9 protein-coding genes are annotated in these 12472 nt (G+C 72.7%); 3 read left to right on the forward strand and 6 right to left on the reverse strand.

Annotated elements, in window-relative coordinates; genetic code table 11:
• Positions 1–42: 42 nt before the first annotated feature.
• From CLV54_RS03490 to CLV54_RS03500, 3 genes are all read right to left on the reverse strand, one after another.
• On the reverse strand, positions 43–822 hold the full coding sequence (locus CLV54_RS03490) for a DNA-formamidopyrimidine glycosylase family protein (protein ID WP_100343528.1): 780 nt from the start codon (positions 820–822) through the stop codon (positions 43–45).
• On the reverse strand, positions 815–5530 hold the full coding sequence (locus CLV54_RS03495) for an ATP-dependent helicase (RefSeq protein ID WP_100343529.1): 4716 nt from the start codon (positions 5528–5530) through the stop codon (positions 815–817). The genes CLV54_RS03490 and CLV54_RS03495 overlap by 8 nt, the downstream gene beginning before the upstream one ends.
• 181 nt (positions 5531–5711) lie before the next feature.
• Positions 5712–6362 (reverse strand): alpha/beta hydrolase, encoded by a 651-nt coding sequence (locus tag CLV54_RS03500; RefSeq protein WP_100343530.1) that lies wholly within the window; start codon positions 6360–6362, stop codon positions 5712–5714.
• 282 nt (positions 6363–6644) lie between these two features.
• On the opposite strand from CLV54_RS03500, the gene CLV54_RS03505 reads away from it, so the two are divergent.
• Entirely contained in the window at positions 6645–7184 is a 540-nt protein-coding gene (locus tag CLV54_RS03505) for an NUDIX hydrolase family protein (protein ID WP_100343531.1), read from the forward strand.
• Between the two features lie 227 nt (positions 7185–7411).
• Here the strand turns inward: CLV54_RS03505 and CLV54_RS03510 are convergent, their stop codons facing one another.
• Positions 7412–9013, reverse strand: coding sequence for a DEAD/DEAH box helicase (locus CLV54_RS03510; protein WP_100343656.1), 1602 nt, complete (start codon positions 9011–9013; stop codon positions 7412–7414).
• A gap of 591 nt (positions 9014–9604) precedes the next feature.
• On the opposite strand from CLV54_RS03510, the gene CLV54_RS03515 reads away from it, so the two are divergent.
• Positions 9605–10669 carry a DivIVA domain-containing protein gene (locus CLV54_RS03515; protein ID WP_170061946.1) on the forward strand — a complete coding sequence of 355 codons (1065 nt, stop codon included), beginning with the start codon at positions 9605–9607 and terminating at the stop codon, positions 10667–10669.
• 66 nt (positions 10670–10735) lie between these two features.
• On the opposite strand, the gene CLV54_RS03520 is transcribed toward CLV54_RS03515, so the two are convergent.
• Positions 10736–11374 (reverse strand): DUF1684 domain-containing protein, encoded by a 639-nt coding sequence (locus tag CLV54_RS03520; RefSeq protein ID WP_100343533.1) that lies wholly within the window; start codon positions 11372–11374, stop codon positions 10736–10738.
• Between the two features lie 16 nt (positions 11375–11390).
• Positions 11391–11945 (reverse strand): hypothetical protein, encoded by a 555-nt coding sequence (locus tag CLV54_RS03525; RefSeq protein ID WP_100343534.1) that lies wholly within the window; start codon positions 11943–11945, stop codon positions 11391–11393.
• A gap of 69 nt (positions 11946–12014) precedes the next feature.
• Here CLV54_RS03525 and CLV54_RS03530 point away from each other — a divergent pair, with 69 nt between their 5' ends.
• On the forward strand, positions 12015–12455 hold the full coding sequence (locus CLV54_RS03530; protein WP_100343535.1) for an EVE domain-containing protein: 441 nt from the start codon (positions 12015–12017) through the stop codon (positions 12453–12455).
• The last annotated feature ends 17 nt before the right edge of the window (positions 12456–12472 follow it).

Here is a 12472-nt window from a genome sequence, read left to right on the forward strand (position 1 = left end):
TCTGCGACGATATGGCGCGACTCGCGATGGCCAGCGACGGCGTCAAGCCTGGCAGCGGGGGCAGAAGAAGGTGTCGCGCTCGGTGAGGGCGGTGGCGCCCAAAGCGGAGCGCTCGATGGGGGTGCCGCAGCGCAGGCACGGGCGGCCCTCCCTCCCGTAGACCCAGGTGCGGCGGCCGGGCCGGGTGTCGCCCGTCGTCGTGCGGGCGGCACGGTCTCGGTTGGCCGTGATGAGCCGGTGGGCGAGATCGACGCAGGCCGCGACATCCGGAACCTCGCCGAGCGGCCGAGTCGGCAGGATGCCGCGCAGGAACCCCAGCTCGTTGGCGTACACGTTGCCGAGCCCGGCGAGGTTGCGCTGGTCGAGCATCGCGACCGCGAAGGGCACCTCCGGCCGGGCCTCCAGGCGGCGGACGGCTTCTGCCGCATCCCATCGCGCTCCCAGCAGGTCGGGCCCGAGGTGGCCGACGACCGAGCTCTCACCGGCCGTCGGCACGACGTCGAGCGCCGCCAGGTCGAAACCGACGGCCACCCGTTCGGCGGTCTCGAGCACGGCCCGCGCCTGCCAGGCGGGTCGCCGCCACCGTGAGCCGCGGGCGTAGACGTGCCATGAGCCCTCCATCGCGAGGTGGCTGTGAACCGTATATGCCCCGATGTGCATGAGCAGGTGCTTGCCGCGGCTCACGACCTCGTGCACGACCTCGCCGCTCAGGTCGATCGCCGCGACGGCGGGCATCCGCAGATCGCACACGATGAGCGTCTGCCCGGCGAGCGCCTCGTCGAGGGTGCGCGCCGCGCGGTAGACGGTGTCGCCCTCAGGCATGCAGTCGCAGGCCCCGGGGCACGGCCGTGAAACCGGCGTCCTGCAGCGCCGCCGCGAGCGGGGTTCCGAGCACGAACTCGCCGTTGACCTTCTCGACCGTGAGCCGGTCGAGGCGGCCGGCGCGCACGATCCGCGCGAGAGCGGACGCCGCGGCCGTGACATCCGCGCCGTCGCTCGCTGCCCCGCCGCCCGCTGTCGTGCTCGCGGAACCCGCGCCGGAGCCCGAGCCCGCGCCGGAACCCGTGCCCGCGCCCGAACCGGAGCCCGCACCCGTGAAGTCGAGGATCGTCTTGCCCCCGCGCTCCACGTACAGGGCCAGCGCGCCGTCGACCAGCACGACGATGGAGCCCGCCTTGCGCCCGGGGCGGTGGCCCTCGACGGCCGGCCACGGCAGTGCCGCGCCGTACGGGTTCGCCGGGTCGGTCGCGGCCAGGGCGATCGCGTGCGGGTCGCGGGAGGGCCTGTCGTCGCTGCGCACGAACGACCGGAGCCGGTCGACGGTCCCTCCCGTGGAGAACTGCGCGGCGCCGAGCGTCTCGATGAAATAGCCGCGGCGGCAGCGGCCGCTCTCCTCGAGCGCGCTCAGCACCTTGTAGGCGAGCGCGAAGCCGCCCGGCAGGCCTTCGGCCAGAACCGAGCCGCGGGTGACGACGCCGTATCGCTCGAGCAGGGTCTCGGCCGTCGCGTACGCGCGCACGGTCGTCTGCGCCTCGGCGAGGGGCAAGATCGACCAGCGGCCGGCCGCGATCGGGGGCCCGCCGCGCGAGGGCAGCGGGGTTCTCGGCAGGCGCCCCCGATGCAGGCGGGTGCGCGGCACGGCGCGCGGCTGGCGGTGGGCGGAACCCCCGCCGCCGACGAGCGCGCGCACGGGGCTGAGCGTGTCGTTCGTCACGAGGCCGGCCCAGACGAGATCCCAGAGCGCCGTCACGAGTGCGGCGTCGTCGGTGCTGCCGACCGAGTCGGAGAGCTGCCGGAAGAAGAAGGCGCCGCCTCCCGCGAGCGAGGTGAGCACCTCGGTCTCGAGCGCCGTCCTCTCACCGGGCGCGACGGTCGGCAGGGTGAGGGAGGCCGTCTCGGCGAGGTGCAGACTGAGCCAGCCGTCGTTGCCGGGGATCGTGCCGGAGCCCGCCCAGATCACCTCGCCGCTCGCCGTGAGCTCGTCGAGCATCGCGGGCGAGTAGTCGGCGATGCGCGCGGGCAGCACGAGGCTCTCCCAGGCCGATGCGGGGATGGGGACCCCGGCGAGCTGCTCGACGACCGAGGCGACGCCGTCGACCCCGCGCAGCGAGCCGCCGACGTTCTGCCAGGCCGGCAGGAAGCGCCCGAAGGTGAGCGTGTCGACGGGCTCGACCTCGTGCCGCAGCGCGGCGAGCGAACGGCTGCGAAGCCGGCGGAGCACCTCGGCGTCGCACCACTCGGTGCCGTGTGCGGACGGCCGGAACTCGCCCTCGACCACGCGGCGGTCGCCGGCGAGGCGGCGCAGGGCGTCGTGCGACACGGCTGCTCCGAGGCCGAAGCGCTCCGCGACATCCGCAGCCGTGAAGGGCCCGTGGGTTCGGGCGTAGCGGCTCACGAGGTCGCCGAGCGGGTCGGCGACGGGCTCGATGAAGGCGTCGGGAACCCCGAAGGGCAGTGGCACCCCCAGGGCGTCGCGCAGCCGGCTCGCGTCTTCGATCGCGACCCACCACTCGCGCCCGGCGAAGCTCACCCGCAGCGCGCGCTTGGCGGCGACGAGCTCGTCGAGCAGCGCGCCTGCGGCCTGGCCCCGCTCGCCGTCGAGCCGCTCCTCGTCGAGCCGCTCCGCGACCTCCGGCGTCGTGAGCGGGCCGAGGATGCGCAGCAGATCGGCGACGCCCTCCATTCCGTGCACGCGGCGCGAGGGAGCGAGCCGCTGCAGCTCGGCCTCGGTCTGGGCGAGGACGCCGGGGTCGAGCAGCTCGCGCAGCTCCGCGCGGCCGAGCAGCTCGGCGAGCAGGCTCGAGTCGAGCGAGAGGGCCGCGGCCCGGCGCTCGGCGAGCGGGCTGTCGCCCTCGTACATAAACGCCGCGACGTAGCCGAAGAGCAGGCTGCGCGCGAACGGCGAGGCCTCCTGCGTGGTCGTCTCGACGATGCGGATGTCGCGGCTCGCGATCCGCGTCGCGATCTCGCCGAGCGCCGGCAGGTCGTAGACGTCGTGCAGGCACTCGCGCACGGTCTCGAGGATGATGGGGAAGCTCGGGTACTTGCGGGCGACGTCGAGCAGCTGCGAGGCCCGCTGCCGCTGCTGCCAGAGCGGCGAGCGCTTGCCGGGATTGTAGCGGGGCAGCAGGAGCGCCCGCGCCGCGCACTCGCGGAACCGGGCGGCGAAGAGCGCTGAGCCGCCGACCTCCTCGGTCACGATCTCGTCGAGCTCGCCCGGCTCGAAGACGAAGAGCTCGGCTCCGGGCGGCTCGGCCTCGGTGTCGGGGATGCGCACGATGACGCCGTCGTCGCTCGCCATGCACGCGCCGTCGAGCCCGAAGCGCTCCCGCACCCGCGCGCCCACGGCGAGGGCCCAGGGCGCGTGCACGTGCATGCCGTACGGGGAATGCATAACGAGCCGCCAGTCGCCGAGCTCGTCGCGGAAGCGCTCCACGACGAGGGTCTTGTCGGTCGGCACGTGCCCGGTGGCCTGCCGCTGCTCTGCGATAAAGGAGAGCAGGTTGCGGGTGGCGCGCTCGTCGAGCCCGCCGGCCTGCACGCGGGCCGCGGCATCCGCCTGTGTGGCTGCATCGAGCTCGCGCACGTAGGCCCCGATCGCGCGGCCGAGCTCGGCCGGCCGGCCGAGGCCGTCGCCCTTCCAGAACGGCAGGCGCCCCGGCACGCCGTAGGCGGGGGAGACGAGCACCCGGTCGTGGGTGATCTCCTGGATGCGCCAGCTCGTGGCGCCGAGCGCGAAGACGTCGCCGACGCGCGACTCGTAGACCATCTCCTCGTCGAGCTCGCCGACGCGCGTCGCCTTCTCGCCCACCATGAAGACCCCGAAGAGCCCGCGATCGGGGATCGTGCCGCCGCTCGTGACGGCGAGCCGCTGCGCGCCGGGCCGGCCGGTGAGGGTTCCGGCGTCGCGATCCCAGACGATGCGGGGGCGCAGCTCGGCGAACTCGTCGGAGGGGTAGCGGCCGGCGAGCAGGTCGAGCGTCGCCTCGTAGGCCGAGCGCGGCAGGCTCGCGAACGGCGCGCTGCGGCGCACGGTGTCGAACCACTCCTCGACGTCGATCGACTCGAGCGCGGCGGCCGCGACGGTCTGCTGGGCGAGGATGTCGAGCGGGTTCGCGGGCACGGCGATCGCCTCGATGAGCCCGGCGACCATCCGCTCGGCCGTCACGGCCGAATGGATGAGGTCGGCCCGGTGCTTGGGGAAGACGACGCCGCGCGACACCTCGCCGACCTGGTGCCCCGCTCGGCCCACGCGCTGCAGCCCGCTCGCGACCGAGGGCGGAGACTCCACCTGCACGACGAGGTCGACGGCGCCCATGTCGATGCCGAGCTCGAGGCTGCTCGTGGCGACGACGCAGCGCAGGCGACCCGACTTGAGGTCGTCTTCGATGAGCGCGCGCTGCTCCTTGCTCACCGAGCCGTGGTGGGCTCGGGCGAGCACGGGGTCTGCGCCCGCGCTCTGGCCGGAGCCGCCCATGAGCTCCGCGGGGGCGCGGCGTTGGACGGGAGCCGAGCCGGCGATCGCGCCGGCCGCGACCGGCTCGGGCTCGTGCGCCTCCTCGAGCCGCTCCGCGTAGATCTCGTTGAACCGGGCGGTGAGGCGCTCGGCCAGGCGACGCGAGTTCGCGAAGACGATCGAGGAGCGGTGCTCGAGCACCCTGTCGACGATCGCCTCTTCGACGTGCGGCCAGATCGACCCGCTCTGGGGGGCGGATGCCGCGGCCGAGCCCTCGAGCGGCGGTGCGGCGCCGAGCTCGCTCATGTCGTCGACCGGCACGACGACCGTCAGATCGAAGCGCTTGCTCGACGGCGGCGCGACGATCGTGACGGGCGAGCGGCCGGCCAGGAAGCGTGCGATCTCCTCGGGCGGGCGCACGGTCGCCGAGAGCCCGATGCGCTGAGCCGGCCGCGACAGGAGCGCGTCGAGACGCTCGAGCGAGACGGCGAGATGGGCGCCGCGCTTGGTCGCCGCGACCGCGTGCACCTCGTCGACGATGACCGTGTCGACGCCCGCGAGCGTCTCGCGCGCCTGCGAGGTGAGCATGAGGAAGAGCGACTCGGGCGTCGTGATGAGGATGTCGGGCGGCCTCGTGAGCATGGCGCGTCGCTCGGCCGAGCTCGTGTCGCCGGAGCGAACCCCGACGCTCAGGTGCGGAGCGTCGACCCCCAGGCGCTTGGCCGTCTGCGTGATGCCCACGAGGGGCGAGCGGAGGTTGCGCTCGACGTCGACGCCGAGTGCCTTGAGCGGGGAGATGTAGAGCACGCGGGTGCTGCGCGGTGCGTCGCCTGCGCTGCCCGCTGCTCCTGCGCTGCCTGCCGCTCCCGCGGCCGCGTCGGCCGCGGCGAGCCTGTCGATCGCCCAGAGGAAGGCCGCGAGGGTCTTGCCCGAGCCCGTCGGGGCGATCACGAGCGCGTGCGAGCCGCGGGAGATCGCATCCCACGCACCGAGCTGCACCTCGGTGGGCGCGCGGAACGCCCCGCCGAACCACTCACGGGTCGCGGGCGAGAACCGCTCGAGCACATCGCTCATCACCCCATCATCCCCGACCCCGCCGACATTCGGCCGGGATACGAGGGGAGGGCGTCGCGCTCTCACTCACAACGACGGAGAAACCGCCCGAAAGTGCCGCTTTCGGCTAGTACCGCTCAGATTTCAGAGAAATGTCCGTCGTTTTGAGTGAGAAGAGGGAGAAAGGGAGGGCGAGCGCGGGTCACGGTGCGAGCTGCTCGCCGATGAAGGCACGGATCTCGCTGAGCTCCTCGCCCGAGATCGAGTGGCCCACGCCCTCGTAGATGCCCTGGCGCAGGGTCGAGTGGCCGGGCAGCCAGGCGTCGGTGCGCTCGACGGAGGCGCGCGGGATGACGGCGTCCTCCGTGCCGCGCCCCCAGAACACGGGAACGCCGCGGTCGGCGAGCAGCGCGTCGCCGTCGTGGGCGCCGTCGGCCACGAAGCCGCTCAGCTGCACGGCGTAGTCGAAACGCTCCGGCGCGAGCCTGAGCAGCTGCAGCGCCATGACCCCGCCCTGCGAGAAACCGAGCAGGCCGACGGATGCCGCGGGCGCCACCCGGCCGAGCCAGGCGAGCACGGCGGCGGCAGCGGCATCCACGTTCCGGGCCTCCGGGTCGCCGGGGGTGTTGTCGAGCCGGGAGAACCACGCGTAGCCGCCGTTCTCGCGGATCGGCGCGCGTACCGAGGCGATGACGGGCGCGAGCGGGAGGTAGGGGGCGAGGCCGAAGAGGTCGCCCTCGTGCGAGGCGTAGCCGTGCAGGAGCACGAGCAGCGGCCTGCCCCGCCTGTCGCGCTCGGAAGCCGACCAGAGAACGGCCTCGTCGTCGATGCGGAGACCCGCCGTGCCGCTCATGCCGTGCCGCTCATGCCGTGCCGCTCATGCCGTGCCGCTCATCGTTCGTGTCGCTCGGTTCGCTGTCGCTCATGGCTCGCTCCCACTCTGCGGCCGAGACGCGGGCGCCGGCCACCCCCCCCCATACTTCCACCGTTCGCTTCCACCGCTGCCCCGTCGTCACTCCACACGTCACTCCGCAGCCGCCAGACGGTTCACTCCACGGCCGCCCGACCATTGTGTCTCTCGCCCCTGTCCTGTCTGTCGCGCACCGCCCGCGCCCGTCGTGGGACACAATGAACTATGAGCGTGCGCACCCCGGACCCCAACCCTGGCTGGCTCTCCGACGAGGAGCTGGCGAACTTCCGCCTGAGGATCCCGCTCCTCTACGTCGAGGCCCTGCCGGTGCGGGTCGACGGCCTGGGGCAGGTGACCGAGGTCGGCATCCTGCTGCGCGCCAACGACGTCGGCGAGATCACCCGCACGATCGTCTCCGGGCGGGTGCTCTACGGCGAGACCCTGCGAGATGCGCTCTTCCGCCATCTCGAGAAGGATCTCGGCCCCATGGCCTTCCCTCAGCTGCCGGCCTCGCCCGTTCCGTTCTCCGTCGCCGAGTACTTCCCGATGCCGGGGGTGTCGGCGTTCCACGACGATCGGCAGCACGCCGTGTCGCTCGCCTATGTCGTGCCCGTGACCGGCTCGTGCGATCCGCGGCAGGATGCCCTCGAGCTCACCTGGATGACGCCCGAGGAGGCGTGCTCGCCCAGCATCTCCGCCGAGATGGAGGGCGGCCGCGGCGTGCTCGTGCGCAGCGGCCTGGCCTCCGTCGGCCGGCTGGTCTGAGCCTTCTCCATGTGCTGACCCTCGGCCTGACCCTCGGCCTCGCGTTCACCCCTTGCCCACATGCAGGAGATTCGCCGCAATCGGGGCTGCAGGGGCGTCGAAACCGAAACCCGACCGGGTGGATTCCTGCACGGGGGATGGGGCACGGGGGATGGCGGGTTAACGGCAGGATGCCGCGACCCTGAGGTCGCGGCATCCAGTGTGTGAAGCGGTGCTGGGTGCTGGGCTCAGCGCCCGCGGCCCCGCTGGCCGCCCTGCGTGGAGCTCGAGCGCACGAGGCTGCCGACGCGCAGGGCGCCGCCCGCTCCGCCCGAGTGCGAGGCGCGACGCGAGCCCGCGCGTGCGGGGGCCTGCGTGGCCTGGGTCTGACGGCCGGCGTCACCGGTCGAGGCCGTGGCGGGTCGTGCCGAACGGTCGGTGCGCTCCGTGCGATCGTTACGGGCGCCGCCGCGCGAGCCGGCCGGAGCCTGCGAACGCGAGCCGGATGCCGCGGCGGTGCGGTTCTCGTCGCGGCCCGAACGGCCGCGGCCGCCTGCCGAGCGTCCGCCGTCGGAGCGGCCACCCTCGGAGCGTCCGGCGCGCTTGCGCTGGGCGTTGGCGCCCTGCGAGCGTCCGCCGCCGTTGCCGCCGAACGAGCGCTCCTCGCGCACGGCGCGGGGGGCGGGCTTGACGAAGGCCGCGACGTCGCCCACGAGCTCGAGGACGGCGGCCGACGTGGCCGTGACCTCCTGCGGGGTGACGGTGATGGCGGCCTTCTTGAGCAGTGCGGCCGTGTCGCGCTTCTGCACGGGCAGCACGATCGTGACGACGTCGCCCTCCTCGCCGGCGCGGGCGGTGCGGCCCGAGCGGTGCAGGTAGGCCTTGTGCTCGGCCGGCGGGTCGACGTGGATGACGAGCTCGATGTTGTCGACGTGAACGCCGCGTGCCGCGACATCCGTCGCCACGAGAACACGGACGGAGCCGTCGGAGAACGCGGCCAGGTTGCGGTCGCGCGCGGCCTGCGAGAGGTTGCCGTGCAGGTCGACGGCGGGGATGCCGGCGTCGGTGAGCTGCTTGGCGAGCTTCTTGGCGTGGTGCTTGGTGCGCATGAAGAGGATGCGGCGGCCGGTTCCCGAGGCGAGCGTCTGCACGAGCTCGCGCTTGGTCTCGACCGTCTCGGTGAGGAAGACGTGGTGGGTCATGGCGGCGACGTGCGAGGTGGCCTCGTCGACGGAGTGCAGAACCTCGTTGTGGAGGAAGCGCTTGACGAGCTTGTCCACGCCGTTGTCGAGCGTCGCGGAGAAGAGCAGGCGCTGGCCGCCGCTCGGGGTCTTGTCCATGATGCGGGTGACGACGGGCAGGAATCCGAGGTCGGCCATGTGGTCGGCCTCGTCGAGCACGGTGATCTCGACGGCGTCCAGCGTCACGAAGCCCTGCTTCATGAGGTCTTCGAGGCGTCCGGGGCAGGCCACGACGATGTCGACGCCGGCGCGGAGGGCCGCGACCTGGCGGCTCTGCGAGACGCCGCCGAAGATCGTGGTGGTCTTGAGGTTGTAGGCGTCGGCGAGCGGCTTCATGGCCGTCTCGATCTGGGTCGCGAGCTCACGGGTCGGCGCGAGCACGAGGCCCAGGGGGCGTCCGGCGCGGCGCTTGCCGCCGGCCAGGGCGCCCGCGAGGCGGGCGACCATGGGGATGGAGAAGGCGAGGGTCTTGCCCGAGCCGGTCTTGCCCCGGCCCAGCACGTCGCGGCCGGCGAGCGTGTCGGGCAGGGTGTCGGCCTGGATCGGGAAGGGCGACGTCTTGCCGTCGGCGGAGAGCACCGCGACGAGCGGTGCGGGAACGCCGAGCATGGCGAAGGTGGTCGTGTCGGCGACGGTCGTGTCGACGAGGGTGTCAGAGACGGTGTTGTCCAAGAGAATGGTGCCTTTCGGGCAGGGATCCGAGCGGCATCGTGCACAGGCATCCGCGGAGTTCGAGGATGCCGGAGGCTCGATGCGACCGGAAGATGGCGAAGGTGTCGGTGGACACATCCGTTCGCCGTAAGAAAGTTTCAGCGGTTTCGACCCGGACTCATGATGCCGGCCGTCGAGGGTGTGAGGGGCGTTCTACGACGCAGGGAGTGCGCTGTTGCACTCGCAAGTGCTTCCAGCTTAGGGCATCGGGGCCGGATCCGCTCGTTTCACGTCGGAATGGCCGCCCGACGATTGCCCGAGCCCGCCCGACCGCGCCCGAACGGCAGGCGACGAGGCAGTCGAGCGCACGCTCGGCTGGGCCTCGTCCTGGGCTCGGCTGTGCCTCGTTTTGGGTCCGGCTGTGCCTCGATCGCGGGGCGACGCGGCCGCAGGGACGCCGTTAACCTGGGGGTACATCATGCGGCGCGTCGTGAACCGGGGACCCAGCGCGCCCATACGGACGATGGTTATCAAGGGGTCAGTACACGAATGTTGGACGATGCAAGCATGTTCCGCCCGGCCAAACGCGGCTACGACCGCGACGAGGTCAACAGGGCGTTTCTGGAGATCACCGATCGCATGGAGAGGGTCGCGACCGAGCGGGATGAGGCGAGCGACACGATCGCACGCCTGGGAAGAGAGCTGAAGACCGCCCAAGACGCCCTGCGCCGGGTGAACTCGAAGCCGAGCTTCGCGGATCTGGGAGCCGCGTTCGAGCAGACGCTTCGAACCGCCGAGGAGCAGGCCGCGAAGATGGTCAAGGATGCCGGATCCGAGGCGCTGCTCATCCGCGAGACGGCTCGCGCGGCGAGCGAGGAGTCGCTGCGCTCGGGCCGGCAGGCCGCCGACGCGATCCTCGCCGAGGCGAAGGCCAAGTCCGACGAGCTGCGGCTCGAGACCGACCGCCGCAGCGCCGAGATCCTGCACGAGGCGGACTCCCGCCTCGTCGAGGCGCAGGAGAGCTTCTCCACGGCCGAGCGCCGGGCGGCCGCCATGGTCTCCGAGGCCGAGCGCGCTGCATCCGAGATCCGTTCGCGGGCCCACGCCGAGACCGAGGCCGTGCGCAGTGAGATCGAGGTCATGCGCACGGCGATGGAGCGCGAGAAGTTCCAGGCCGAGCAGGAGGTGCGCGCCAAGCGGGACGCCGCCGAGCAGGAGTACCTCTCGATCCACAAGGACGCCGTGGCCCACGCCCAGCGCATCCAAGAGGAGGCGGCCGCGCAGGCGCACGAGGCGGTCAAGCGCGCCGGCGACGTGTCGCTCGAGGCCGACGCCGTTCTCGGCCGGGCGCGCGCCGAGGCGGAGCGCATCGTGGCCGACGCCCGCGGGATGGCGGCCGGCATGGTCTCCCGGTCACGCGAGCGCGCCGAGGAGCTCACGGTGCAGGTCGACGCCCACGCCCGCGCGTTCATCCGCGACGCCGAGGAGCGCCTCGCCGAGCTGCACGATCAGCGGCGGTCGATCGACGACTTCAGCGAGCGGCTCCGCGGCCTTCTGAGCGTCGACTCGACGGTCTCCCTCGACGAGTCGGAGCTGTACATGCAGACGCAGTAGCGCTCTGCCCGTCGTTCGGATGCCTCGTGTTGCTCAGATGCTGCCCGTCGTCGTTCAGGCGGCGGCTCACTCGCCGTCGCCCGTGTAGCGCTCGCCGACCGGGATCTCGACGGCGAGCGTGTTGCTCGCCGGCGCGAGCGGGCACGCCCACATCGGGTCGTAGGCGCAGCTCGGGTTGTAGGCGAAGTTGAAGTCGACGATGAGCGAGTCGGGTGATGCGCCCGAGCCGAGATCTGCGCCTTTCACGGTGTCGAGCAGGTAGCGCCCGCCGCCGTAGGTGCCGCCGCGCACCCGGGAGAGCGCGTCTTTGACGGGGATGAAGATGCCTCCGCCGTAGGAGGCGAGCCGCCAGACGTTCAGGGTGCCCATGAGCGGCACCCGCACGGTTCCGATGAGCTCGAAGGGCACCAGTCCGTCGGTGCCCGTCTCGAACTCGAAGGTCTCCGGGGTCGCGCCGGGCACGACCTCGAGCTCGAAACGCCAGTCGGGGTCGTAGGCCGCGACCGAGAGACCCGTGAAGTCGTCGCGGTCCTCGGGCAGCAGCGGCGTGGCCGGATGGCTGGCGAAGAGGTCGTCGCGGGCGGAGACCCAGGCGGCGTGGGCGGCGACGGGGTCGCTCGCGCTCATCCGGCGCACCCCGCTGTAGAGGCCGAAGACCCGACGTCGCCAGTCGGCGACCTGAAGCGCAGTGATGGTATCGCTCATGTCGTCACAGTACTCGTCACATCGCCCGCAGAGCCGGAACATCGCCCGCAGGGCCTGAGGCGGATGCCGCGACGAGCTCGGGCTCGAACGACCACCCGGGCGCGAGCTGGCGCAGACGCAGCCCCCGCCACTGCCAGAACGCCCACAGTCCCGCCCAGGCGGCGGGGGTGAGGATGCCCGCCGACACCGTCAGCTGGTCGCGGTAGAGGGTCTTGGCGGTGCCGTCGTCGCTGCCCGGCGCGGGGGAGACCGCCATCCGGTGGTCCCACAGCGTCACCGCCCGGAGCGCGCCGGAGACCCCCTCGCCGCGGTCGCGGAGGATCCGCACGCCGTCGGCTCTGCGGTCGTCGAGGCTCACGCGGATGAGCTGCCGCCCGATCGGGAGGAGCCCGCCGGCCCGCACCCGCACGGGGTGCTCGCCGGGCTGCCAGATCGTGGGGAAGCCGGCATCCTCGAGCGAGGTCATGCCGAGGAGCGGGGCGGCGACCTCGCGGAACACGGCGGGGCTGCGGAGGGCGCGCCAGGCGGCATCCGGATCGGTGTCGAGCACGAACTTGAGCAGCACACGCATCCTCACATTCTCGCGCCGCACCCTGACAGGGAGCCGGTGATCGGCGACCGGCACGGTACAACTGGTGTCATGGCGATCCGGTACTGGCTCGGAGTGGTGCATCGCGATCACGTCGAGCGCGCGGCTCGCCTCGGCTTCGCGCAGCTCAACCACGGCTCGCGCTCGGCGGTCGCCGGGCTGAGCGAGAGCGACGGCCTCGTCTACTACTCGCCACGGGCCTCGGTCGCGAGCGAGGAGCCGCTGCGCGCCTTCACGGCGATCGGGCGCGTCGAGCCGGGCGAGATCTGGCAGGCGGAGGAGGGCTCCTTCCGGCCGTGGCGGCGGAGGGTCGACTACTTCGACGACGCGGTCGAGGCGCCGATCAGGCCGCTCGTGCCGCTGCTCGACCTCACGCGCGACAACCCGCACTGGGGATACCAGCTGCGCCGCGGCCTCCTGCCGCTCACCCGGCACGACTTCGAGCTCATCCGCCAGCAGATGCGCCGGCCCTCGGCCGACGACCGCCGCTGAACGGTCGGCGCCGAGCG

It is taken from the genome of Compostimonas suwonensis (assembly GCF_002797855.1).
Lineage (GTDB): Bacteria > Actinomycetota > Actinomycetes > Actinomycetales > Microbacteriaceae > Compostimonas > Compostimonas suwonensis.